The sequence below is a fragment of the Gordonia terrae genome (assembly GCF_051789125.1).
GTDB classification, from domain to species: Bacteria; Actinomycetota; Actinomycetes; order Mycobacteriales; family Mycobacteriaceae; genus Gordonia; species Gordonia terrae_A.
The window spans coordinates 4,587,093-4,611,162 of sequence record NZ_CP196526.1 but is presented as its reverse complement, the minus strand read 5'-3'; the positions used below and the strand labels follow the sequence as shown (position 1 = coordinate 4,611,162).

Here is a 24,070-nt window from a genome sequence, read left to right as displayed (position 1 = left end):
GTGTCAGTTTCGGGAGGGTTTTCGCTCACGTCGGCGACGCTCGCGTGCTGTGCATCTCACTCAATAGAGCGCGCGGCATCGACGACGGGGATCTGGCCGGCCTCCGGCCGGGTTCCGGTCGGGTCAGCGGGCGTTCGGCGGGGTCTGATCGCGGCGGGGGTCGACGTGCGAACGCGGGTCTGCTCCATGACCGCCCACTCCGTGTTGCTGCTGGTCCCCGTGACCGCCCATTCCGGGTTGCTGCTGGTCCCCGTGCCGGCCGTGCCCGGTGTCGTCGCGTCCGTCGCCGGTGCGTCGAACGTCGGGATCCAGCTTGTCTGCCCGGGCGAACTCGCTCTCCACTTCGTGGCGTGACTCGGCCGCGTGCCCCTGATGATGGCGGGCCTGTTCCTGGAGTCGCTTGGCCTCGGCGGCCTTGGCGTCCGCTTCTGCCTTGGCCTGGCGTGCCCGCGCGTCGGCTTCCTCGGCGACGGCCTCACGCTGTCGGACCGTCGACACCTGTTGGGAAGCGTTCTGGCGGATCTCCTCGGCCTGGACGCGTCGTCTCGCTTTGCGTTGCCGCAGCAACAGCAGCACCAGGGCGAGCACGACGATCACGGCGATGACGGCGATGATGATCCAGATGGCGGTGTCCACGGCGCACTCCTCGGTCGGACGATGGTGCGAGCGGGGTACCCCGTCCAGATGCCGGCTAACCGCACGGTCGCAGTGCCGCGTGCGGTCTAGCGCTGCGCGCGCGTCGGAGCGGGCTGCGAATCGGTGGTTGCCGTGATGAGGTCGTAACCGCGATGCCACAGCCACTCGAGGGGACCGCGCTCGAATCGGCGCAGCCAGACGTGGGAGACGATGACGAGCATCGTGACGATCGCCAGATAGAGCCCCACCGTCACCGGGACCAGAGTCGTGCCGTCGAGCCGCTGTGCGAGGCCGACACCCCATCCATAGCAGATCGCGCCCGCGATCGCATTCTGAAACACGTAGCAGGACAGAGCCATTCGTCCCACCGGGGCGAGCGTGCGGCCGTATCGGCCAGGGGGCCGGCCGTCTGCGTAATATCCGGCGACCCAGGCGAGCAACCCGAGTGCGACAACCGGAGCCAATCCGTACCGTCCCACGACGAGTCCGGCGTCCCCGCCGCAGAGCCCGACGACGAGATCGAGGGGAAGGGCGACCCCCAGTCCGGCGATCATGAGGCGCCGCCGAAGCCGGGCGCCGTGCGGTTGCAGGACACCGGCGCGCAGCAGGGCGGCGCCGACGAGGAACAGCGCGATCGACATGGGCAGGATCACGATGACCTCGGCGCGGAACGCCAGAAGGTTCTCGGCGCGGAACGCGATGAGACTGACGAAGCTGCCGTCCGCGTAGGGGTTGGGGGACAGCGCGGTGCCGGCCCCGGCACCCGACGAGGCGGGAGCGGCGAGAAGAGCCCAGGTCACCAGGCCCAGCAACGCCACGTGAGTCGCGACGGCTATCGCGATGGCGATGTACTGGCGGCGGAGACGCATCGTCAGCAGGTAGGCCACGATGAGTCCGGTGACCGCGTAACCCATCAGGACGTCGAACTCGGTGAAGAGGAAGTAGTTGATCGTGCCGTCGACGAACAGCAGGGCGGCGCGCCAGTAGTACCGACCGGGCCAGGGTCGGCCCCGCCGTGTGGCCGAACGTTGCTGGATGGCCAGGCCGATCCCGAACATGATCGTGAGCAGGCCGAGGAACTTGCCCTGCGCGAGCTGCTGCAGGATGTCCTCGACCGTCGCCCACGAGCCGGTGGCGTGATTCGTGCCCTGGATGTACCCCACCAATCCCTCCGGATTGGTGAAGATCCAGATGTTGGTCGCGAGGGTACCCAGGATCGCGATGCCGCGTAGGACGTCGAGCGCCACGTGTCGGGTCGCCATCGTGTCTCCGTTCTTTGCTGACACAAGCGTGCTATCAAAACTTGGGTCAACGTAGCACGGGTGTACTAGCATGGGTCAATGCCGAAGTTGATCGACCGGGACGAGCGCCGCGCCGAGATAGCCGAGGCCCTGTGGCGGATCGTGTTGCGCGAAGGAGCTTCCGGGGTGTCGGTCCGTGAGGTGGCGGCCGAGGCGGGGATCTCGGTGGGTTCGCTCCGGCATGTGTTCGCCGACAAGGAGGAGTTGCTCGAGTTCTCGATGCGGCTGATCTACGAGCGGGTCGCGGAGCGATTACGACGACACGACCGGATCCGCAACCCGCTGCGCTGGGCCGAGGCTGCGTTGTCCGAGGTCCTGCCGCTCGACGACGACCGGCGGGTGGAGATGCACGTCAATCTCGCGATGGTGACCGAGTCGGTGGCGCATCCCGGACTCGCCGCGGCCGCCCGTGAGGCGCACGACGGTCTGCGTTCACTCTGCGCGACGGTGCTGACCGTCCTCGACGAGCATGAGCTGTTGGGAGCAGGGCGCGACCTCGACGCCGACGCGATCGCGCTGCACGCCCTCGTCGACGGCCTGGCGATGCACCTGCTCCTCGCCGACACCGAGTCGCCGGCCCGGGCGCAACGCGTACTCCGGGACCATCTGGCGGGATTGCGGTCCTAGACTTCGAAGTTGTTGCGGGGTCTCAGCTCTCCGGGTCTGTGTCGCCCTCTTCGCGGGCGCGTCGCTTGTCGGCGTGGAGCGACTTGACGCGCCGCTCTTCCCGACGGACCTCGATCTGGGTGGCGCGTTCCGCGGCCAGCCAGTCGGGCATCTCCGCCAGCAGCTCGTCGATCTGCGCGGTCGTCAGCGCGTCGGTGATGCCGCCGCGGACGAGGCCGGAGTTGGAGATGCCGAGTTTCGCGGCCACCAGGTTCTTGGGGTGCGGCCCGTCGGCCCGGAGGGTGCGGAGCCACTCGGGTGGATCGGCCTGCAGGGCAGCGAGCTCCGACCGGGTGATGGGGCCGTCCCGGAACTCGGCAGGTGTGGCCGGGAGGTACACGTCCAGCTTCTTGGCGGCGGTGGCCGGCTTCATCGACTGCGAGCTCATTCGTCGAGGATATCGGGCGGTAGCCTTTGGACGTGACCACACCCGGCGTGACCACCACCGACGATGCCCCGGCCTTCCGGCTGGCATACGTCCCCGGTGTGACCCCGAGCAAATGGGTGCGCATCTGGGCCGAGCGCCGACCAGGTGTGCGGTTGGAGCTGATCGCCCTCGAGGTGGCCGCGTGTGCCGGTGCGGTCGGCGGTGGTCGGATCGAGATGGCGATCACCCGCCTGCCCGACGCGTTGCGTCACGGCGATGCCGGAACGCACCACACCATCGACCTCTACGACGAGACGACGGTGGTCGTGGTTCCGAAAGACCATGTCCTGACCGCGGGCGACGAGCTGACGATGGCCGATCTCGCCGATGAGCAGTTCCTGTGGCCGTCGGACGAGCCACTGTTCGTGGCCGAGCGCCCCGGTGCCGCGGTGGACCACCGGCCCGAGACCACCGGCGACGCAATCGAACTCGTGGCCGCCGGCGTCGGCGTGTTGCTCGTACCCCAGTCGCTGGCGCGGCTGCACCACCGCAAAGATCTCGTCTACCGACCGGTGACCGACGCGCCGACGAGCACCGTGGGACTTCTATGGCCCTCTCCTACAACGGAACTCGCGGACGAGTTCGTCGGTATCGTGCGCGGGCGGAAGGCGACGTCGTCGCGGGGTCGCGCCGAGCCGACGCCCAAGCGTTCGGCGAAGGAGAAGGCCGCCGCGAAGAGGGCGGCACGCGAGGCCGCCGGGAAGATCCCGGGCAAGAGTTCGCGCCGGGGCACCGGCCGTTCCAAACGGCGGTGACCCGGCGCGCTCACGTGCGGTGTTCGAGGTGGCTCAGGCGCTCCACTCCGCAGTACGTTCCGGGGTTGCCTCGGCGAGGGCCTTGATCGTGTCCTCGACACCGAAGTCCTTGCCGTACACCGGGGTTCCCGGCTGCTGACGCCACGACTCGGCGAGCGGACCCGCGTCGACCGGATCGAAGCCGAGTTCGTCGACGAGAGCGGACACGATCTTCTTGCCCTCGGCATCGTCGCCGGCGATGGGCAGCGCGATCCGGCCCTCGGTCCCCGCGGGGACGCCCTTGTTCAGTAGATGCTTCCAGTAGATCCCGTTGAAGACCTTGTAGACCGGTACGCCGAGCAGGTCCGAGACCCAGACGCTCTCGGGTGTGCCGTTCTCGATCGCCTCGATCTTGCCGTCCCGCTGCTGCGGGTAGTAGTTGTTGGTCTCGATGACCGGAGCGCCCGGCTTGCGGGCATCGAGGATGCCCGAGGCCAGGTCGGGCGTGTTCTTCTGCGGAATGCTGACGATCACCAGGTCGGCGTCCTGCGCGGCGTCGGCCGCCCACACCGCCGTGGCGCCGGTCTCGGCGGCCAGCTCGGCCAGCGTCTCCGGGTCGCGTGAGTTGGCCACGCGCACCTCGTGTCCCAGGGCGGTGAGTCGACGCGTGAGCGTCCCGCCGATGAATCCCGCACCGATGATCCCGATCTTCACAACTGCACCTCTAAGTCTGGACGAAGTCTTGGACCTCTCGGGCAACGAGGGTGGGTGCCGGGCCATTCCCGGGCGGGACGAAGGGTGACGAGCGACTCGGTCGAGTGCGTGGGACCGGCGCGCCGTGCTCGGCTGCTGCTGGACCCAGACATCGATGCGCAATCGACGTCGACGGATGTTCCGGCCGAACTGGGCGGTTACGGCCGTCGCCTATGAGGTGGCCGACCAACCGTGCCACGTCAGAGACTCCACGACGATCACCGGTCCATCGGGCCGTCGGAGTCGATACTGCGGGTACTTCGCGGCCAGCACGTCGACGCCGTGAATGCCGACGGGTTCACCGGCGTCGACGACGTGTGCCCGGCCGTCGACCCGCACCCACCAGAGTTCATCCCAGCTGTCGGAGTACAGGTCAGCCAAGAGCGACACCGCGGGATTGTCCGCGATGTTGGCGAGACGACGTAGTGCGGTGGTTCGTTTCGGCTTGTGATCCACGCACGTGTAGATGACGTCGTCATCGATTGCGCATACGACGGGGACCAGGTGCGGTTTGTTGCCGGGTGACACGGTGGCGAGCTTGACCGACCGGGCGGCGGCGAAACGTTCGCGAGTCAGGCGCAGGTCCATCTCACGAGGATGACATGCGCCCGCGTGCCGAACTAAGCGCCGGAAGAGTCGGAACGCCGCGCCCGCCGGGAGATGAGGCTCGAGGTGACCGATGAGCACGGGCACCGGTTCGGGTCCACCTCTGTGTCCACCCCCCGTTCCGGGGAACCCGACCAGAAAGGGTCTCCAGCATGACTCACGACAACGTTGCCGTCAGCCTCACGATCTCCGCCACGCCCGACGAGGTGTTCGCGACGCTCGCCGACCCCCGCACCCACCAGGCCATCGACGGCACCGGCTGGGTTCGGGACGCAGTCGACACGACACCGCTGCGGGAGGTGGGTCAGGTCTTCCGGATGAACATGTACCACTCGAACCATCCGGACGGTGACTACCTGATGGAGAACCGGGTCGAGGTGATCGAACCGCTGTCGGCGATAGCGTGGCAACCAGGGCAGCGCAACGACTCGGGGGAGCTCGAGTTCGGCGGCTGGACATGGCGGTACGATCTGGTGCCGGTGGGGAAGTCGTCCACCGAGCTCACCTTGACCTACGACTGGTCGGCCGTACCCACCCACATCCGCGAGTACATCCAGTTCCCGCCGTTTGCCGACGACCATCTGCGTAACTCGTTGAACCACATCGCCGAGCTTGTCGGCTGACGAACTCGGGAACGATCGGCATGGACCGAGCCGACGGCCCACTCGCCGCGCCGCGAATCGACGGAGCGAGACCCGGTGCCCCACCCCGCGATCGCCCGACGATCCGGTCAGCCGACGAGGTCCGGATCCGGGTCGCGATGCGCCGACGCAGCCGACGTGGGTGACAGATCGGCGGTGAGCAGGTCCACGGTCGGGCTGCGGGTGATCACCTTGTGGCCCCACCACAGCGCGAGGAACACGAACAGGGCGCCGTAGGCGGTGAGCCACAGTTCGAGATTCCCCGCGGATCCGTCGCGGATCGCCGGGAGATTCTGCCCGGCGATGACTGCAACACACATGAGCAACGCGATGATCGGGCCGGCCGGATAGAGCCACGCCTTGTACGGGAGTATGCCGAGGTCCAGACCTTGCGCCTGCCACGCCCGGCGGAACCGATAGTGAGCCCAGGCGATACCCATCCACGTGATGAAACCGGCCACCGATGAGGCGGTGACCAGCCAGACGTAGGCGCGACCGTCGCCCACCCGACTCGCCAGGAAGCAGAGGGCGCCGATCGCCGTCGTCGCGGCCACGGCGAGGAGTGGAACACCTGATCGCGTGACCCAGGCGAACACACGTGGCGCATTGCCCTGAACCGACAGGCCGTACAACGCGCGGGTCGCTGCGAACAGGCTCGCGTTGCCCGCCGACAGGATCGCGATCAGGATCACGGCGTTCATGATCGATGCCGCCACCGCGATCCCCGCGTCGGAGAACACAAGGGTGAACGGGGCGACCGCAATGTTCTCCTCGGACGCATTCAGGAGATTGGGGTCGGTGTACGGGATCAGGAACGCGATGACAGTCAGGGTGCCGATGTAGAACAGCAGGATGCGTACGAAGACGGTGCGTACGGCGCGCGGAATGGCCGTCTTCGGTTCGACGGCCTCGCCGGCGGCGACCGCGATCATCTCAGTGCCCTGGAATGCGAAACCGGCGATGAGGAAGACCGACAGCATCCCGATCGGGAAGTCCACGAACGGAGCGTCGCCGATCGTCCAATTGCTGAACCCCGGCGACGGGCCGTCGCCGACGACACCGAGGATCAACAGGACGCCGACGATGAGAAAGACGACCACCGCGATGACCTTGATCGCCGCGAACCAGAACTCGGCCTCGCCGAACGCCTTGACCGCGAACAGGTTCAGCGCCAGTAGACCCGCCAGGAACACGACCGACCAGATCCACGACGGCACGTCGGGTGCCCAGTACTTCATGATCAACCCGGCGGCCACCAGCTCGGCCGCCAGGGTGACCGACCAGTTGAGCCAGTAGTTCCATCCCGCCGCGAACCCGAAGGACTTGCTCACGAAGCGTTTGCCGTACTCCTCGAACGGGTTGCTGCACGGGATGTATGCCGACATCTCGCCGAGGCTCTGCATGAGGAAGAAGACCATGCAGCCCATCAACAGATACGCGAGGATGGCGCCACCCGGGCCCGCGTCGGAGATGGTGGCGCCGGAGGCAACGAACAAGCCGGTACCGATGGCGCCGCCGAGCGCGAGCATGCTGATGTGACGACTCTGAAGTCCCTTGCGCAGAGATTCATCGGGGGTGATCCCCAGAGGACTGGACACCGGCAGAGTCTAACGGCCTGTCGGCCCGTCGGCCGGGTGTTGCAACTGTTGTGGCGTACTTCAGCCCTGCCGGGCACGAACATCATTGCCCGCACGGACTCGGCTTCACCGGCGGTGCGAAAAGCCGCTCTAACTGCGGTGGTGGTGGAGCCGATGACGGGAATTCTCGGCAGCTCGAACTGCCCGCACCCGACTAGGAACCCAGAGACCCAAACGGCGACGGCGGAGCCTTCGGCTTCGGCGTGGGCTTCCACGTGAACGTCCACTTCGCCAGCTGCGCCCCCAACACACCCTGGTAGACGAGAATCGTCGGGCGAGGTCCTGTCACTTCCAGCTCGATCGTCCCGCGCAACCGATCCCCGGCCGGCAGGAGTTCCGAAGTCAGATGGTTGTTGCCCCGGTACGTGGGCGAGTTGTAGCGGTAGCCATCCATGGTTTTCGCCACGAAGTAGAAGGGGTTGAATGGCATCTGCCCTTTGGTGGCTTGGATGTCGACGTCGTAGACGACGGAGTCGCTGTAGGAGGTGGCGGACACGATGTTGATCCAGCCGCCCCAGTCGTCTTCGCCGACCCATCGCGCGCTTTCCGGCGGTGCCGCCTTGGCGGTGGTGGGGGTGAGGAATGCCAGGGCGGCGAGGATGGTGGTGAGCGCGATGATGGCGCGTTTCATTCTGTTCTCCGTGTTCTTAAGCGGCGCAAACGATTCACCACTTGTGGTGAACACGTTAAGGCTTCCTGAGTTTCCAGGAGGCCGATCACAATCTGGTAGAAGCAGGTGAGCGAAATGCCGAACTCGTCTCGAACTTGCTGCTCCAAGTTGCCCGGGTAGCTCCATCTCTCACCCGCGAGATCCACCATGCGCTTCTCGTCGTCGAGCACGCCCCGAACTCCGGCCCGTCATTTTCGGCGTGTCCGGCCTCGGCGTCCTGGAAGTCCCGGACCCGCGGCCGGTCGTCGGCGTAGCTGACACACCACCTCACCGTCAACGCGTATCTCGCCCGCGACCATTCGCTCCTCGTTCATGCAATCCGATAATCCTTTGGGCACAGATGAGTGATCTGTGCGCGCTCCTCATCGGTCACATGCGCCAACCGCAGACAGAACGTGTAGTCGTCCACCCACGGCTTGTGTGTCATGCAGTGATGTCCGGTTCCGAGATCACCGCGTAGGCGAGATCGTCGATCGTGATGAGCCGGCGCGCGGCCACCAGGTTTACCTGTCGCTCGAGCTTGTGCAGAACCGACCTCGTGAGTCGCGGACGTACCTGCGGGCGCTCACGTCTGGCCGTCGTGACGGAGTCCTACAGAGGCGACGCGGTTTCCTGCATCGGGTCGGCAGCATCACGCGGCAGCAGATCGCCGACTGGGTGCTGGCCCTCACCGACGCTGGGAAGAAGCCGAGCACCGTGCGGCACGCGTACTTCGTCGTGAAGATGGTGCTGGAGCACGCTGTGGTGGACGGCCTACTGCGCGACAACCCCGCCGACCACGTGAGGCTGCCGAGCGAGCGCACCGCAGACAGCGGGACGCCTGGCGCGGTGGACGATCCCGATATGTTCCTGACTGCCGACCAGGTGTCGGCACTCGTGGCCGCTACGCCCTGGCCGTACAACGTGCTGACCCACATGGCCGCGTGGAGCGGCCCAAGAGCTGCCGAGCTGGGCGGGTTGCAGGTGGGCGACGTGGAGCTGCCTGCGCGGCAGATCAACCCCAACGCGCGGCCCAAACCCGGAACCCTGCGAGTGGATCGCACGCTTAGCCCTCGTCCCACAGGCGGGTACGACACACCCAAGACGCGGGGGAGCCGGCGACGAGTACCCCTGACCGCGGCGACGGTGGACGTGCTGCGCGACTACCTGCCCTGCACCCCGCTCTGACGAACCGACTGCTCCGCTGTTCCCGGCGTTCCGGCTTTCGCTGCCGCAGCAGACTGGGGTGCGCGCTACCGATAGTCCCGAGACGGCGGGAGCCAAGGCGCAGCGCAACGCGAACGCCCTGGCAGCTCTCACGGTGGACGATGCCGAGCAGCGCCTAGACCTGGACTGGAGCAGCCCCGTCCGGCACCAGAACTTCTACAAGGCGGTGTTCCGTCCGGCGGTACTGCGCGCGGGCACGGCGCCCACTGGCCTGAAGTTCCACGCGCTGCGCCACACCTACGCCAGCCTGTGCGTGGCGGCGGGTATTCCTCCGTTGGAGATCGCTCGGTTCATGGGCCACGCGAAGGTCACCACCAGGTTCAGTGTGTACGCCCACCTCTTCGAGGACGACCACACCGACGCCATGTACGCCCTGGCCGCGCTGGGCACGCCTGCCAACTGTGAGAATGTGCTGCGGTTGCGCGGCTAGAATAGCGTGCCCTCGTCGCCATCTTCGGTCAGCGCCTTCATCGCATCGGGTTGCCAATCGCCGAATTTAAGGTAGAAGGCAAGCATGGGATCCTCTATGTAAGCGACTTCATCTCGGTAGCTGAATATGGGATCGGCGTTCCCCTTCTTGTCATCAGCTACCGCAGACATTCCTCTGAGCGCGGTCACAATCCGCTCTTTAGCGACGGTTTGATCCGCCAATTCGCTTACTTTCTCACGAATGGTCTTGAATCGCAGATTCAGGGGCGGAATTAAATCTCGAATAGCCATCAATGTGATACCGTAGCTATCGGTATGGCCCCCCTCTACTAGGGAGATAGGTTTTCTGGCCTCGCCCTTTGTATTTCGACCTGAAAGAATATCCTGGAATGCGAATGGCTCGGACTCCGTAGCAGCATCACGCACGACGGTGGCCAGATTCCCTGGGATATCGAGTTGTATCGGCTCGCGAGGGGACTCTCGTATCTTGTTCTTACTTAGAAGGGTATAGCACAGCTCCTGCATCACATGGGGCGACCCGAAGGAGTTCTTGGCTAGCGCAGTTGCGACCTGATCGTTTTCGTCGATTAGTCGCAATTTCTCGAAGCCCCTGTTAGCAATGGATACCAGTTCGCCCATTGTCCATTCAGGAACGCGGAACTTGACCATTCTGCCGCCAATATCGGATGCGGCCTTCGCCGGGTCGAACGAGTGGGACGGAATAGCGATCAGGGCGACGAACGTCTTCCTAAGGAGTGGCTTTATCGCCTTCGCAATGTCTTCGCGAACTGGAGCGTCGATATGATGAAAATCATCGACGATAATAGGAACAGGTTTCGCGGTTAAGTGGTCCTCCACGTGCTGTGAAACGACCGTCGAATACGACCATGTCCGTCGCGACCCGGACGACGACTTGTCTTCGGATGACAACGATCCCATCGCGACAGGGCGGAATCCGGCTTCGCCCTTAACGGTGTCAGATTTGCTCTCATCCTCGGACTCTTCAGTAGTGAATCTATCGTTCAATTGAAGTTGGTGGGCAAGGGTGGACCAGAAGTCGTCGATGCTTGATATGCGAGTACCTTGAATCCAGCACGCATCGCCCTCCGGAAGCACGCGCTCCACCAGCGAGGTCTTGCCCGACTTGCTGACGCCGTAGAGCATCACTCCACCAGCCCTCCGCAGAGTCTTGCCCCTGAACTTCTCGTCGAAGGTGGTGCCATCTGGGTCGTTGCCAATTCGCGGTGTGTAGGTGGCCTCAGGGGTCTTGCCAGTTGAAAACACCTGATCAAGCAGAAAGACTTCAACCATCTCGGAATCCGGGTGGTCGTCGGTTGTGGCCATGCTACGGAGATTATCTCAACAGGTAGACATGTAGGCGCGCCCGGCACGAGGTGCGGCGCGTTGGCACTCGGCGGGTAGCACAGGGGTGACATGCGGCCCGCCGTGCCGGGTTGCGGAAGTTGCGAAACGCCGCTCTAGCTGCGGTGATGGTGGAGCCGATGACGGGAATCGAACCCGCGTATTCAGCTTGGGAAGCTGATGTTCTGCCATTGAACTACATCGGCGTGCGAGTGCTCGACTCGCGATCGACAGCCTAGCAAACCGGTGGCCGGGCCGGTCCGGCCTGCCCGCAGATGTCGCAGATCGTGTCGCCCTCCGTCACGAAGCCGCGACATCTGTTCACAGACCGGATCGGCATGGCGGGTGAACGTGCCTGCGGCAGCGACTATTTCGAACCAGGGGGTTGCGCGCCCCAGCAAGCGTCGCTACACTCGAACATAGTTTCGAGTAAAGCCATGATGATGGGGGACAAATCATGGCTTTCGTCGAGCCATCCGCACCACAACCACTCCTGCTCGCCCAGTACGAGCGCCTGCATGCGCTTCTGGACGAGATCGCCGAGACGCAGTCCACGGACTGCTCCGAGACCGAACTGCTGCAGGTCGCCATCGAGCACGAGCGTGCCGAACGGCGGATGCTCTCGGTGTTCACCGACCACATCGTCGACATCGACGAGCGATCGGCATTCCGCAAGATGGGTTGCCAGACCGTCTCCAACTTCCTGTGCCACGTGCTGAACCGGCGCGGCGAGGCGAATCGACTGCTGAATCGCGTGTGGGCGCTGGGCAAGTTCCCGGACATGCAGGGGGTCCCGCTCGAGCCCCGCTTCCCGGAGACAGCCAAAGGTGTTGTCGACGGCGAGATCTCGGGTCGGCACGTCGACGTCGTCATCGAGGTGATGCGCAAGATCCCCGCCGGCGTCGATCCCGTCGACAAGCAAGCGGCCGAGGCGACTCTCGCGCACTACGCGCGTGAGTACGACCCGTCGTCGCTCCGGGACCTCGGTGCGCGCATCCTCGCTCACCTCGACCCCGACGGAACCATCACCGACGACCGGGACCGCGCCCGCAACCGCGGACTGAAACTCGGACCGCAGGACGCCCAACTCATGTCCCGGCTGACCGCCACCCTCGACCCGACGACGCGCGCCATGTTCGACGTCGTCCTGGCAGTATGGGCCGCGCCCGGGATGAACAATCCCACAGACCCGCAATCGCCCACCGGGAACCCTGCCGACGCGAACCCCGAGGCCCTGGCCGCGGCCGCCGAGCGCGACGAGCGTTCGGCGGAGAAACGCAACCACGACGCGTTCCGCGCGGTGCTGCGGTTCGCGCTCGACGGCGGCGCACTCGGCGGGTCGCACCACGGACTGCCCCCACACCTCATCATCACGATCTCCGAGTCATCACTCCGCGAAGCGGCCGGCGACCCCGCACGCACCGCGACGGGGACGCTGCTGCCGATCAAGGACGTGGTCGAGCTCGCCGCCGAAACACACCAACATCTGGCCGTGTTCCGCGACCACACCAGCGAGGTCCTCCACCTGGGACGGTCCCGGCGGTGCGCATCGCGCGCACAGCGTTTCGCCGCGGTCGCCCGCGACGGCGGATGCACCCACCCCGGCTGCACGCGTGCGTCATTCGACTGCGAACTCCATCACGTCGCCGAATGGCATGCCGACGGCGGTCACACCGATCTGGACAACTTGGCCACCGCCTGCGGACCCCACAACCGGGCGGTCGGCACCGGCAAGGACCAGTGGGCCACCACCATCGCGACCGAGGGAGTCGACGCGGGCCGCGCCGTCTGGCACGCACCCCGCTCGCACCCCTCGTCGACGCCTCGGATCAATCACGCCCACCGCACCGACGCCATCCTCGACCGGATGCGCGCCGACGTCCGGCAGCGCAGAACCACGGTGCCGGAGAGCCGGGGAGGGGCGATCCCGGCAGACACGGCCGCAGACCCGCCCTGACCATTCGATAACCTCGACACCGTGCTGCTCTCCGACCGCGACATCCGCGCCGAGATCGCTGACGGGCGCCTCGCCATCGATCCGTTCGATCCTGCCCTCGTCCAGCCCTCCAGCGTCGACGTCCGGCTCGACGGTCTGTTCCGGGTGTTCAACAACACCAGGTACACCCATATCGACCCCGCGCAACGGCAGGACGAACTCACCACCCTGGTCGAACCGGCCGAAGGCGAGCCCTTCGTGCTGCACCCGGGGGAGTTCGTGCTGGGCTCGACCCTCGAGGTGTGCTCACTGCCCGACGACCTCGCCGGCCGCCTCGAAGGCAAGTCGTCGCTCGGCCGTCTCGGCCTCCTCACCCATTCGACGGCGGGGTTCATCGACCCCGGTTTCTCCGGCCACATCACCCTCGAGCTCTCCAACGTCGCCAACCTGCCGATCACCCTCTGGCCCGGGATGAAGATCGGGCAGCTCTGCCTCATCCGGCTCAGCAGTCCGGCCGAGGAACCGTACGGCAGCGCGTCGGTGGGGTCGAAGTACCAGGGACAACGCGGACCCACCCCGTCGAAGGCGTACCTGAACTTCCAGAAGCACGACTGAACTTCGCAGAGACACCGACCTCCGGTCGACGGGTGCTGATCCGGAAGTTCACCCAGCCGATCACCACACGCCACGAAGGGGATGGTTACCGGCCGCACCCCGTGGGTAACCGTTGCCTTCATGAAGCTCACGGTGATCGGATGCGGCTACCTCGGTGCCACTCATGCGGCCTGTATGGCCGAGCTCGGACACGACGTCGTCGGCATCGACGTCGACGCGCAGAAGGTCGAACGACTCCAAGCCGGTGAGGTCCCGTTCTTCGAACCCGGACTCGCCGACATCCTCCGCCGCAACATCGACGCCGGCCGGCTCCGCTTCACCACCGACCATCTCGCCGCCGCCGACCACGCCTCGGTCCACTTCCTCGGCGTCGGCACCCCGCAGGAGGCCCGCGGGCATCGTGCCGACCTGTCCCACGTGTACGCCGCCGTCGACTCACTCGTGCCGACACTGCGCGGCAAGCACCTGATCATCGGGAAGTCCACCGTCCCGGTCGGCACGTGTGCCGAACTGTCGCAGCGTATCTCGGTCCTGACGCAGTCGGGCGCCGATATCGAGTTGTCCTGGAGTCCGGAGTTCCTCCGCGAGGGTTTCGCCGTCGAGGACACCCTCGAACCGGACCGCTTGGTGTTGGGGACCGGGTCACTCGACGACCCCTCCTACGATCCCGACGCCGAATCGTCGGCGAGCGAGGTGATCCGCGAGATCTACCGCGAGATCCTCGAGACCGGTGTGCCGCTCATCGAAACGGACTGGGCGACCGCGGAACTCGTCAAGGTGTCGGCAAACGCATTCCTGGCCACCAAGATCTCCTTCATCAACGCGATCAGCGAGCTGGCCGAGATCGCCGGCGCCGACATCAACACGCTGGCCGACGCCATCGGGTACGACCCGCGTATCGGCCGCCGGTTCCTCAACGCCGGACTCGGTTTCGGCGGGGGATGCCTGCCCAAGGACATCCGCGCCCTGACCGCCCGTGCCGACGACATGGGTGCACCGCGCGCTGTCGGCTTCCTCCGCGAGGTCGATGCGATCAACATGCGCCGCCGGGGCGCTGCCGTCGAACTGGTCTACGAGGCGCTGGGCGGCGAGGTCCTCGGCCGGAACATCGCCGTGCTGGGCGCCGCGTTCAAACCCGAGAGCGACGACGTCCGGGACTCGCCCGCCCTCACCGTCGCAAGCAGGCTCGCCCTGGAAGGCGCGTCTGTCACCGTCTTCGATCCCAAGGCGATGGACAACTCCCGACGCATCCAGCCGAGCCTCAACTACGCGGCCACCGCTCGCGAGGCGTGCGACCGAGCCGACGTCGTCCTGATCGCCACCGAATGGGCCGAATTCGTGCACATGGCACCCGAGGAACTCGACGGCATCGTGCGCGCCAAGAACATCGTCGACGGCCGGCGCTGTCTCGACCCGCAGATGTGGCGCGACGCCGGGTGGGTGTACCGCGCGCTGGGCGGTCCCGCGCCGACCCGGCGAGCACCGGCCGCGGCGGCGAAACAGGCGTCCACCACTCAGGTGTCGCCCCAGCGGGTCTCGTCAAAGCAGGTGAACGGCATCGCGGCGCGGGCGTCGGGCCGCTGAGCCATGCTAGGTTGAGTCTCGCGACTGTTCAGAGCGCACCTTCTCGCCGGCGGGGGCATGGGGCGAGGTGCACGCGAGGTGCAGGAAACCAATCAGATGACCGACACGGCGGCCGATCCGGCTGTGGGACCCACCTCGGCGGATGCAGAGGTCATGGTCGATGCTGCCGTCGTCGACACCGTGCGGGCCACCCTGCGCGACCGCGGAATCCCGGACGACTCCGAGTTGGTGCTGCTCGACCTCGACCCTGATACCGGAGTGTCCGTGGGCCGCTTCGATCCCGCGCGCGGGATCGTCACCGACCCCTACACCGACGCCGCTCTCACTCTCGTCGCGCTCGACAGAGCAATCGCCGACCATCTCGTGCGGGTGGGCCGTGTGGCTCCACCCACCTCGTCGGCATGGCACGACGAGGTCCTCGACCTGGTGACCCGGGGCCGTGATCGACTGCGGGACTCCGACGGCACCTTTCTGATGGGCCGAGACCACATCCGTTTGTTCCGGATGGCCCGACGCGACGTCGCCGAGGCCGGTGAGCCGCTCACCGCCCGCGCCGAGGACCTGGCCCGCGCAGCGGTGGACGGCGTGGGTGCTCCCGCGGTGGTGATATCCGGCCGCGTCGGTGCCTGGCCCGGTCTGCGGGATGCCATCGCGCTTGCTGTCCGTGTGCCCGTCGTCGATGTCGAGGGGCCCGCGGATGATTCCCTTCCCCCGGCGAGGACCGCTGTCCCCGAGCCGCCGGTCGCGCCGATCACAGTTCCCGACTCGACTGCCCCGCTGGTCTCGCCCCCGCCCGAGCCGCCGGTCCCGGCAGCACCGAGCGATCCGCCGCCCGTGTTCGACGGACCTGCCGCCCACATTCCCCCCGTCGAGGACCGGCCCGATCCGGTCGTCATGAATGGGTATGTCCCACAGTGGACTTCGGCGGGGGTCGGCCCGGCGAAGGCCCCCGCTGCAAACGCTGGACCGCGCCGAGCCACTCGACGACGGAGCACTCGACGACGGAGCACGCGACTACTGGCCGCCCTGGCGTTGGTGTGTGCGGTGTCCGTCGTCGGCGTCGCGGCTGCGCTCGCGGTGGCTTACGACGATCCCACCACGGTGTCCGCGCCGCAGCCCAGGACGACCGCCACGCCGCCCGGCATCGAATATGCCGACCCGGCCATCCTCGCGGAGGCGCGACAACCCGCGCGTAGGTACACGCCACCTCCACCGCCGGAGACGACGACGGAGGCGCCGGCGACCCGGCCCCGGCCGCGCGCTCCGCGTCCGCCCCGAGGTGGCGGGATCACCATCCCGAACCCGATCCCCGGTCTGCCGCCGATCGTCCTGCCGTAGTCACTTTCTCGGCTGTGGGGCGAGTCCGCGCGCGACGAAGTCCAGCACCTTCTCATAACTCGACGATGCGTCGATGTGGGGTGGATGCGTGCCCGCCAGTTCGAGGCTGACCGCACCATGCACGGCCGACCACGCCTGCATGGCCAGGTCGGCGGGGTCGCCCAGCATGATCACCCCGGCAACCTGGCCGTATCGGATGACGTCGACGAGCACCATGAACGCGTGTGAGGCGACCTCGGAGTCGGGGACACACTGCGCCGAGAACATCAGCCGGTAGATCACCGGGTTGGCCATGGCGAAGGCGCGGTACGCGCGGCCCGAACTGCGCAGGCGGACGACCGGATCGTCATCGAGGGCTGCCACGGCCCGGCCGAACTCGGCGAAACCGTCGGTGACCAGGGCATCGAGGAGGCCGTCCCGGCCGTCGAAGTGGTTGTAGACCCCCATCGGCGCGACCTTGGCCTCGGCAGCGACGGCCCGCACCGTGAGGCCGCTCTCGCCGTCGCGCTCCAGGATCGTGCGTCCCGCCGAGAGCAGGGCCGAACGAATGTCGGCGGCGGAGGTGCGGGTGCGCGGCTTCGCAGGGGACATGTTGACAACTTACTGGAACAGTGTTCTTCTCGTATAGAACAATGTACTACAACAGTGGCACAGTGTTCTAAGACGTCCCTCGCGGCGTCGTACAGCATCCGACGAGACACCCTTCACGCGACAAGGACACCGTCATGAACTCCCTCAGCACACACTCTCGGTGGTGGGCGCTCGGCGCCCTCTGTTTTGCCGAGTTGATGGTCATGATCGACAACACGATCGTCAACGTGGCGCTCCCGACCCTCGCTCGTGACCTCGACGCCGGCATGTCGGGTCTGCAGTGGATCGTCGACGCCTTCACGCTCGTCTTCGCCGGCCTGCTGCTGACCGGCGGCTATCTCGGTGACCGTTTCGGGCACCGCCGCATGCTCCTCACCGGCATCGCCGGGTTCATGCTGGTGTCGGTGCTGGCGGCGTCGTCGCAGAGCATCGCACAGCTCATCGCGGGCCGAGCGGGGTTGGGAGCCTTTGCCGCACTGGTCTTCCCGGCGACACTCGCGATCATCACCACGATCTTCGTCGACAGCAGGGAACGGGCGACGGCGGTCGGGATCTGGGCGGCCGTCTCCGGCGTGGCCGTGGCCATCGGCCCGGTGCTCGGCGGTTGGCTGCTCGAGCACTTCTCCTGGACATCGGTGTTCTGGGTGAACGTCCCCTTCGGTGTGCTCGCGGTGGTGCTGATCGTGGCGGTCGTCCCGGACACGCGGCCGGTGTCGGTGCCGCGCTTCGACCTGCCGGGCGTGTTCCTGTCTGTGGCCGGCCTCGGGCTGCTCACCTACAGTCTCATCGAGGCACCGCACGTCGGCTGGGGCGAGGTGCGCACCGTCGTCGGAATCATTGCGGCGCTGATCATTCTGATGATCTTCGTGCTGTCGCAGCTGCGCCGGGCACACCCCATCCTGGATGTGCGGCTCTTCGCCAACCGCCGCTTCGCCACCGCGGCGGGGATGATCAGCGTCGCCTTCTTCGCCCTGTTCGGCTTCATCTTCCTGATCACCCAGTTCTTCCAGGCGGTCAAGGGGTACGGTCCCCTCGCGGCCGGGGTCCGCACGCTCCCGTTCGCGCTCGTGATGGCCGCGCTGTCGCCGGTCGCCATGGCCCTGTCGCACCGGTTCGGCCCGCGCGTCGTCGCCGTGGCCGGCGCATTCCTCATGTCCGGGGGATTCGCGCTCGTCGAGATGTCCTCGCGCGCATCGGGTTACTGGGAACTCATCGTCTGGTCGATGGCGCTGATGGCCGCCGGGTTGGCGTTCATCTCCGGACCCTGCACCCAGCTGATCATGGATGCGCTGCGTCCCGAGCAGGCCGGTGCGGGCAGTGCCGTGAACGACACGACCCGGGAGATCGGCGGGACTCTCGGGGTCGCGGTCCTGGGATCCATACTCACGTCGACGTATGCCGCGGGCATCGGTGATCGGTTGTCGGGCAGCGGATTGCCGGCCGAGGCGGTCGACGCGGCCAAGCAGTCCGTCATGGCGGGTGGTGAGGTGGCAGAAGAGTTGCCGGGTGCCGTCGGCCAGGCGGTACGCACAGCGGTGCAGGAGGTGTTCATGAACGGCCTGCACGACGCGGTCTGGGCGGCCGTGGCGATCACCGCCGCCGCGGGTGTCGCGGCTGTATTCCTGCTGCGCAACGGTTCCGGACGGGAGGCGCAGGCTGCAGCCACACTGGGCTCAGAGATCGATGACGAGGTCCCCGCCGGTACTGCGTGAGACGCAGGTGAGCATGGTCCCGGCTTCGCGTTCGGGCTCGGTCAGGATGTTGTCGCGGTGATCGACGTCGCCCGACAGCGTCCTGACCTTGCACGTGCCACAGAATCCCTGACGACACGAGTAGGGGACCGACGGGAGTACGCGCCGGATCGCGGCGAGGGCGGACTCGTCGGCGGCCACCGGGATCGCCTGACCCGTCGACGCGAGCGTGACCGTGAACGCGGTCCCGTTCTCGACCGGCGGCGGACTGAACCGTTCGTAGTGCAGTTCGATGTCCGGCCGGTGGGCGAGGTGGCGGCGGAGTCCTTCCAGCATCGGTACCGGTCCACAGCAGTACACGGCCAACTCGGCCGGATCGTCGACGGGGCCGACCAGTTCGGGCATCGTCGGCAGGCCGTGAACGTCGTCGGTGCGGATGGTGATGCGGTCTCCGAAGCGGGCCACCTCGTCGAGGAACGGGATCGAGTCGGCGCTGCGCCCGGTGTAGATCATCGACCAGTCCAGGCCGAAGCGTTCGGCGCTCGCCAGCATCGGCAGGATCGGGGTGATCCCGATACCGGCCGCGACGAATCGCAGACGGCGTGCCGGCGACCCGTGGCCGGGGACGGCGAGCGGAAAGGCATTGCGCGGCCCCTTGATCGGGAGAACATCCCCGACCGTCAGCGCATCATGGACCTCGATCGACCCGCCGCCGCCCGCGGGGATGCGGCGGACGGCGATCCGGTAACGCGTCCGGTCGGCAGGATCGCCGCACAGCGAATACTCGCGCATACGGCCCGACGGCAGCAGCAGGTCGACGTGTGCGCCGGCACGCCACTCGGGCAGGGCCCCGCCCTGGGCCGCCTCGAGCGTGAGGGCGATGACGTTCTCGTCCCGGGCGACGACCTCGCGCTCGACGATCCGCACCTGCGTGACCCCGTCGTTCGCCGGGCCGGGGCGCAACGGAGCCAGCGGGCGCCAGACCGGCCACCACGCCCGGAACATCAACGTGCCCAGGGTGATCACCGGATCGTGGCGCCACCGGCCGTGCAGATGGGGTGGGGGTGCTGTCAGCGTCGTCGAATGCGGGTGCGCGCGTTGGTTCATGTCCTCGCCTCCTCGCCGATCGAGAGCCTCATGCCGCGTTGCGGGCGGCGGGAGAACTCGCGAGATAGGCGACCGCCTGCGCGGTGCTCCCGATGTCCTCCGGCCGGAAGCCCGGACGGAAATAGCTGAAGGTCGAGAAGATGATCGTCCGCATCTTCGGCAGCACCCCGGCGCGCACACCGCGGTGGTAATGCCAGGTCTTCTGGAAGTAGTTGTAGGACAACGACTTGTCCTGACTCATGATGAACCGGTATCCCCGCTGGATCAGGAACAGCAGGATGGGCAGCACCGCGAACATCGCGCGCCCCCGCCGGAGGTACCCGTCCCCGAAGTACGCCGCGACGTCATGGGCCACCGCCCGATGCTCGACCTCTTCGGCGCCGTGCCACATGAACAGATCGGCCATGGTCGGATGGGCGCCGAGCCGGGTCCAGGTGTTGTTCAATGCGAAGTCACCCAGGATCGCGGTGTAGTGCTCGAGGGCGGCGATCAACCACAGGCGTTCGACGAGATGCTTGTGCCGGGCCTCCTCGGTTCCGCCGTCGAGGGGGCCGAGCACCTTGCGGAAAATCCACTCCATCTGCAGCTGGTAGGGCCGCGGATCGATGCCGTGGTGATCGAGGAACTCCCAGAGCACGTGGTCGTGGGCCTCGGCGTGCATGGCCTCCTGACCGATGAAACCCCGCATCCGAGCGGCGAGTTCGTCGTCGGCGACCAGTGGCAACGCCTCGTTGTAGGTCTGCACGAACCACCGCTCTCCCTCGGGCAGCAGCAGATTCAGGACGCTGATGAAGTTCGACGCCACGGGATGGCCGGGAATCCAGTGCAGCGGCACGTCATCCCAGTCGAAGGTCACGTTGCGTGCGTGCAGTTCGACGGGACCGGGGTCGGCGGGGTCCGAGACGGTGGTCCGGTCGATACCGCGGTGGTGAGCGCTGGTGTCGGTCACGGCGGTCATCCCGTGACGTTCTGACGTGCGCCGATCCGTGACAGCCACGGCGCGAACCGATAGATGCGGTAACCCACCTTGGCCTCCACGGTCACCGGGACCACGGCTTTGTTGCGCTCGATCGCCGAGACGATCTCACGTGCCACCCGATCGGGCGTGAATCCGCGACGCTGATAGAACCGATCGAGCCGGTCCCGTTGTGACCGTTCGGCTTCGGCGTCGAGGCCGGCGATGGGGGTCGACGACACGATGTTGGTGTCGACGAGGCCGGGACAGATCGCGCTGACCCCGATCCGGTGCCCGGCGAGTTCGGCGCGCAGGGACTCGGAGAAGAGCAGCACGCCCGCCTTCGAGGCGGCGTACAGGCCCAGGCTGCGTGATGGCGTGAACGCCGCGGCCGACGCGACGTTGACGATGTGTCCGCCGACGCCGCGGTCGACCATCTGCCTGCCGAACTCACGGCTACCGGTGACGACGCCGCGCAGGTTGACGTCGAGCAGGCGGTCGACCTGTTCGTCCGTGGCGTCGAGAACGCCCCCGGCCAAACCGATTCCGGCGTTGTTGACCACGATGTCGGGTACGCCGTGGGTATCTTGGACGCGTGCGGCGAACGCCGCGAAACCGGGGGTGTCGGAAACGTCGAGGAGGTAGGCGTGCGCGGAGGAACCGGCCGCCTTGCATGCCCGTGCGGTCTCGTCGGCGGATTCGAGATCGAGATCGGCCAGGACCAGTTCGCAACCGCGCTCGGCCAGTGCGAGCGCGGTCTCCCGCCCGATTCCGCTACCCGCGCCGGTGATCACCACGAGTTTGCCTGCGAGCTTTCGTGGTTCGCTGAACAGGCGCGAGCGCTCCATCGCGGGCGCCGGCTCACCGCTGTTGGTCTGCAGGGCAAGGAAGTCGAGGACCAGGTCGGTGAGGTAGTCCGGGTGGGTGTAGGGCAACCAGTGACCGGTGGGTGTGTCCCGGCGCCACAGCTTGGCCGCGTAGGTCGGTGTGTTGTCGTAGATCGCGGGCCGTAGCGCGATGTCGCGTTCGTTCACGACCTGGAGGACCGGCACCGTGGTGATCCGGGGGTTCGACCGCATCAGTTTGGATCGGATGTTCGCGCGGTAGAGGGCGAGGCCGGTGATCATGTCGCGGCGCAGGGACGCGGCGACGTCGACGTTCTCCGGGGGTGTGCCCTCGACCGTGCGCAGGAACTGCCTCCACACCGTCGGGTTACCCATCCCACGTAGCAGCACGTCGGGCAGCACCGGGAGCTGGAAGAGTCCGGTGTACGCCGACGACATCGTCTGCGCGAGCACATTTCGCAGGTGGCGAGGCGTCGGGTTCGCGAACTGGTCGCGGACGAACTGGCCGAGATGATCGAGATTCGGTCCGGACACCGAGACGAACGATGCGATGCGGGCCTGGGCACGTGGCCGGCTCACGGCCTCCCAGGTCTGCACCGAGCCCCAGTCGTGCGCGACCACGTGTACGGCGTCGTCGGGACTCACCGCTTCGGCCACGGCGTACAGGTCGTCGGCGAGTTCGTCGAGCCGGTACGCGGCGACCTCGCCGGGACGGTCGCTGTCGCCGAATCCTCGGCAGTCGTAGGCGACGACGTGGTACTTCTCGGCCAACCGGGGGGCGATGTGCGTCCACAGGTGGTGGGTGTCGGGCCAGCCGTGGACCAGCACCACGGTGGGGTTCGTCGGATCGCCCAGCTCATAGGTCGCCAGTCGGATCCCGTTGTTGGTCACGGTCCCCGGGCGCCAGTCGGGTCGCCGGCGAATTGCCTGTTCGGACATCTGTCACCTCGTCGTGAGTGCCGCACCTGATGGAGGTACACGTTACCAACGGTTACATAAATGTCCAGACCCGGTGGAAAGAGTGAGGGCCCGGTCGGTTGACCGGGCCCTCACCAGGGTCTTGCGAGACTGTGTCAGATCACTGACGGTACGACGACAAGAAGTTGCCGATACGCTCCACGGCCTCGGTCAGATCCCGCGACCACGGCAGCGTGACGATCCGGAAGTGGTTGTGGTCGTCGAGGTTGAAGCCGGTGCCCTGCACGACGAGGATCTTCTCCTGCAGCAGCAGATCTTGGACGAACAATTCGTCGTTGTGGATCTCGTAGACCTCGGGGTCGAGGCGAGGGAATGCGTACAGCGCGCCCTTGGGTTTCACGCAGCTGACGCCGGGGATCTCGTTCAGCTTCTCCCACGTCACGTTTCGCTGCTCGTACAACCGCCCGCCGGGGGAGACGAGGGCCTCGATGGACTGGTAGCCGCCGAGCGCCACCTGGATGGCGTGCTGGCCCGGCACGTTGGAGCACAGGCGCGTCGAGGCCAGGATGCCCATGCCCTCGATGAAGCCGCGGGCGTGATCCTTGGGGCCGGTCATGACCACCCAGCCGGCGCGGTAACCGCAGACCCGGTAGGCCTTCGACAGTCCGTTGAAGGTGAGACACAACAGGTCCGGCGCCAGCGAGGCCACATTCACGTGCTCGGCGTCGTCGTAGATGATCTTGTCGTAGATCTCGTCGGCGAGGATCAGCAGCGAGTGCTGGCGCGCGAGTTCGACGAGCTGCTCGAGGACCTCGCGGGAGTAGACCGCGCCGGTCGGGTTGTTCGGGTTGATGATGACGATCGCCTTGGTGCGGTCGGTGATCTTCGCGGCGATGTCGGCGACGTCAGGATTCCACCCGTTCTCCTCGTCGCAGCGGTAATGCACGGGCTGGCCGCCCGACAGCGAGGTCATCGCGGTCCACAGCGGGTAGTCGGGCGCGGGGATCAGCACCTCGTCGCCGTCGTTCAGCAGCGCCTGCATGGTCATCGTGATGAGCTCGGAGACCCCGTTGCCCAGGATGACGTCGTCGACGTCGAAGTACGGGAAGTCGGGGATCAGTTCGTAGCGGGTCACGACCGCCCGGCGTGCGGGGAGCACACCGGCCGACTCGGAGTAGCCCTGCGCGTACGGAAGGGCGTGGATCATGTCGCGCATGATCACGTCGGGGGCCTCGAAGCCGAACAGGGCGGGGTTGCCGATGTTCAGCTTGAGGATGCGATGCCCCTCCGCCTCGAGCCGCTGCGCATGCGCGTGTACGGGACCACGGATCTCGTAGCACACGTTCTGCAGCTTGAGCGACTGCTCGAGCGGCTTGAGGTTCTGGTTCAGGTGCGAAACATGGGGCCTACTCACGGGTACAT

Annotated in this window: 24 protein-coding genes and 1 tRNA gene; 10 read left to right on the top strand and 15 right to left on the bottom strand. The window is 66.7% G+C overall.

What is annotated here, in order from left to right; genetic code table 11:
- Positions 1 to 123: 123 nt before the first annotated feature.
- Positions 124 to 636 carry a hypothetical protein gene (locus tag ACSUZC_RS21040; protein WP_439030394.1) on the bottom strand — a complete coding sequence of 171 codons (513 nt, stop codon included), beginning with the start codon at positions 634 to 636 and terminating at the stop codon, positions 124 to 126.
- 86 nt (positions 637 to 722) lie between these two features.
- Positions 723 to 1,898: a DUF418 domain-containing protein gene (locus tag ACSUZC_RS21035; protein ID WP_439030393.1), complete on the bottom strand. Its 1,176-nt coding sequence runs from the start codon at positions 1,896 to 1,898 to the stop codon at positions 723 to 725.
- 78 nt (positions 1,899 to 1,976) lie between these two features.
- On the opposite strand from ACSUZC_RS21035, the gene ACSUZC_RS21030 reads away from it, so the two are divergent.
- Entirely contained in the window at positions 1,977 to 2,564 is a 588-nt protein-coding gene (locus ACSUZC_RS21030) for a TetR/AcrR family transcriptional regulator (protein WP_439030392.1), read from the top strand.
- Between the two features lie 22 nt (positions 2,565 to 2,586).
- On the opposite strand, the gene ACSUZC_RS21025 is transcribed toward ACSUZC_RS21030, so the two are convergent.
- The gene (locus tag ACSUZC_RS21025) at positions 2,587 to 2,976 is read right to left on the bottom strand and encodes a DUF5997 family protein (protein WP_439033191.1); all 390 of its coding nucleotides are present in this window, start codon (positions 2,974 to 2,976) and stop codon (positions 2,587 to 2,589) included.
- A 47-nt stretch (positions 2,977 to 3,023) separates the two neighbouring features.
- On the opposite strand from ACSUZC_RS21025, the gene ACSUZC_RS21020 reads away from it, so the two are divergent.
- On the top strand, positions 3,024 to 3,785 hold the full coding sequence (locus ACSUZC_RS21020; protein ID WP_439030391.1) for a LysR family transcriptional regulator substrate-binding protein: 762 nt from the start codon (positions 3,024 to 3,026) through the stop codon (positions 3,783 to 3,785).
- A gap of 33 nt (positions 3,786 to 3,818) precedes the next feature.
- On the opposite strand, the gene ACSUZC_RS21015 is transcribed toward ACSUZC_RS21020, so the two are convergent.
- Complete coding sequence (locus ACSUZC_RS21015; protein ID WP_439030390.1) at positions 3,819 to 4,544, bottom strand: NADPH-dependent F420 reductase; 726 nt, start codon at positions 4,542 to 4,544, stop codon at positions 3,819 to 3,821.
- A 144-nt stretch (positions 4,545 to 4,688) separates the two neighbouring features.
- On the bottom strand, positions 4,689 to 5,105 hold the full coding sequence (locus tag ACSUZC_RS21010) for a TIGR03668 family PPOX class F420-dependent oxidoreductase (RefSeq protein WP_439030389.1): 417 nt from the start codon (positions 5,103 to 5,105) through the stop codon (positions 4,689 to 4,691).
- Between the two features lie 170 nt (positions 5,106 to 5,275).
- Between ACSUZC_RS21010 and ACSUZC_RS21005 the strand changes: the two genes are divergently transcribed.
- A complete protein-coding gene (locus ACSUZC_RS21005) occupies positions 5,276 to 5,746 on the top strand; it encodes an SRPBCC domain-containing protein (RefSeq protein WP_439030388.1) in 471 nt (156 codons plus the stop codon).
- A 107-nt stretch (positions 5,747 to 5,853) separates the two neighbouring features.
- Here the strand turns inward: ACSUZC_RS21005 and ACSUZC_RS21000 are convergent, their stop codons facing one another.
- The 3 genes from ACSUZC_RS21000 to ACSUZC_RS20990 all read right to left on the bottom strand — a co-directional run bounded on the left by ACSUZC_RS21000 (position 5,854) and on the right by ACSUZC_RS20990 (position 8,241).
- Positions 5,854 to 7,362, bottom strand: a complete 1,509-nt coding sequence (locus ACSUZC_RS21000) for an amino acid permease (RefSeq protein ID WP_439030387.1) — start codon at positions 7,360 to 7,362, stop codon at positions 5,854 to 5,856.
- Positions 7,363 to 7,555: 193 nt separating this feature from the next.
- Complete coding sequence (locus ACSUZC_RS20995) at positions 7,556 to 8,032, bottom strand: DUF1942 domain-containing protein (RefSeq protein ID WP_439030386.1); 477 nt, start codon at positions 8,030 to 8,032, stop codon at positions 7,556 to 7,558.
- The gene (locus ACSUZC_RS20990; RefSeq protein WP_439030385.1) at positions 8,029 to 8,241 is read right to left on the bottom strand and encodes a DUF3263 domain-containing protein; all 213 of its coding nucleotides are present in this window, start codon (positions 8,239 to 8,241) and stop codon (positions 8,029 to 8,031) included. The genes ACSUZC_RS20995 and ACSUZC_RS20990 overlap by 4 nt, the downstream gene beginning before the upstream one ends.
- 352 nt (positions 8,242 to 8,593) lie before the next feature.
- On the opposite strand from ACSUZC_RS20990, the gene ACSUZC_RS20985 reads away from it, so the two are divergent.
- Positions 8,594 to 9,238, top strand: coding sequence for a tyrosine-type recombinase/integrase (locus ACSUZC_RS20985; protein ID WP_439030384.1), 645 nt, complete (start codon positions 8,594 to 8,596; stop codon positions 9,236 to 9,238).
- Positions 9,239 to 9,296: 58 nt separating this feature from the next.
- Positions 9,297 to 9,707, top strand: coding sequence for a tyrosine-type recombinase/integrase (locus ACSUZC_RS20980; protein WP_439030383.1), 411 nt, complete (start codon positions 9,297 to 9,299; stop codon positions 9,705 to 9,707).
- Here the strand turns inward: ACSUZC_RS20980 and ACSUZC_RS20975 are convergent.
- The gene (locus ACSUZC_RS20975; RefSeq protein WP_439030382.1) at positions 9,704 to 11,050 is read right to left on the bottom strand and encodes a hypothetical protein; all 1,347 of its coding nucleotides are present in this window, start codon (positions 11,048 to 11,050) and stop codon (positions 9,704 to 9,706) included. The two genes, ACSUZC_RS20980 and ACSUZC_RS20975, sit on opposite strands and share 4 nt — an antisense overlap.
- Before the next feature lie 150 nt (positions 11,051 to 11,200).
- Positions 11,201 to 11,274 (bottom strand) — tRNA-Gly (locus tag ACSUZC_RS20970).
- 251 nt (positions 11,275 to 11,525) lie between these two features.
- Between ACSUZC_RS20970 and ACSUZC_RS20965 the strand changes: the two genes are divergently transcribed.
- The 4 genes from ACSUZC_RS20965 to ACSUZC_RS20950 all read left to right on the top strand — a co-directional run bounded on the left by ACSUZC_RS20965 (position 11,526) and on the right by ACSUZC_RS20950 (position 16,541).
- The gene (locus ACSUZC_RS20965; protein WP_439030381.1) at positions 11,526 to 13,025 is read left to right on the top strand and encodes a DUF222 domain-containing protein; all 1,500 of its coding nucleotides are present in this window, start codon (positions 11,526 to 11,528) and stop codon (positions 13,023 to 13,025) included.
- Between the two features lie 21 nt (positions 13,026 to 13,046).
- Positions 13,047 to 13,619, top strand: coding sequence for a dCTP deaminase (gene dcd, locus ACSUZC_RS20960; protein WP_439030380.1), 573 nt, complete (start codon positions 13,047 to 13,049; stop codon positions 13,617 to 13,619).
- A 120-nt stretch (positions 13,620 to 13,739) separates the two neighbouring features.
- The gene (locus ACSUZC_RS20955; protein WP_439030379.1) at positions 13,740 to 15,203 is read left to right on the top strand and encodes a UDP-glucose dehydrogenase family protein; all 1,464 of its coding nucleotides are present in this window, start codon (positions 13,740 to 13,742) and stop codon (positions 15,201 to 15,203) included.
- Between the two features lie 96 nt (positions 15,204 to 15,299).
- On the top strand, positions 15,300 to 16,541 hold the full coding sequence (locus tag ACSUZC_RS20950) for a hypothetical protein (RefSeq protein ID WP_439030378.1): 1,242 nt from the start codon (positions 15,300 to 15,302) through the stop codon (positions 16,539 to 16,541).
- On the opposite strand, the gene ACSUZC_RS20945 is transcribed toward ACSUZC_RS20950, so the two are convergent.
- A complete protein-coding gene (locus ACSUZC_RS20945; RefSeq protein ID WP_439030377.1) occupies positions 16,542 to 17,132 on the bottom strand; it encodes a TetR/AcrR family transcriptional regulator in 591 nt (196 codons plus the stop codon).
- Positions 17,133 to 17,266: 134 nt separating this feature from the next.
- On the opposite strand from ACSUZC_RS20945, the gene ACSUZC_RS20940 reads away from it, so the two are divergent.
- A complete protein-coding gene (locus ACSUZC_RS20940; protein WP_439030376.1) occupies positions 17,267 to 18,844 on the top strand; it encodes an MFS transporter in 1,578 nt (525 codons plus the stop codon).
- Here ACSUZC_RS20940 and ACSUZC_RS20935 read toward each other — a convergent pair.
- The 4 genes from ACSUZC_RS20935 to ACSUZC_RS20920 all read right to left on the bottom strand — a co-directional run bounded on the left by ACSUZC_RS20935 (position 18,806) and on the right by ACSUZC_RS20920 (position 24,062).
- Positions 18,806 to 19,930: a PDR/VanB family oxidoreductase gene (locus ACSUZC_RS20935; protein WP_439030375.1), complete on the bottom strand. Its 1,125-nt coding sequence runs from the start codon at positions 19,928 to 19,930 to the stop codon at positions 18,806 to 18,808. The two genes, ACSUZC_RS20940 and ACSUZC_RS20935, sit on opposite strands and share 39 nt — an antisense overlap.
- 28 nt (positions 19,931 to 19,958) lie before the next feature.
- The gene (locus ACSUZC_RS20930; RefSeq protein WP_439030374.1) at positions 19,959 to 20,888 is read right to left on the bottom strand and encodes a metal-dependent hydrolase; all 930 of its coding nucleotides are present in this window, start codon (positions 20,886 to 20,888) and stop codon (positions 19,959 to 19,961) included.
- Complete coding sequence (locus ACSUZC_RS20925; RefSeq protein ID WP_439030373.1) at positions 20,885 to 22,669, bottom strand: SDR family oxidoreductase; 1,785 nt, start codon at positions 22,667 to 22,669, stop codon at positions 20,885 to 20,887. Before ACSUZC_RS20925 ends, ACSUZC_RS20930 begins: the two co-directional genes overlap by 4 nt.
- A gap of 139 nt (positions 22,670 to 22,808) precedes the next feature.
- Positions 22,809 to 24,062 (bottom strand): pyridoxal phosphate-dependent aminotransferase, encoded by a 1,254-nt coding sequence (locus tag ACSUZC_RS20920; protein WP_439030372.1) that lies wholly within the window; start codon positions 24,060 to 24,062, stop codon positions 22,809 to 22,811.
- Positions 24,063 to 24,070 lie beyond the last annotated feature (8 nt).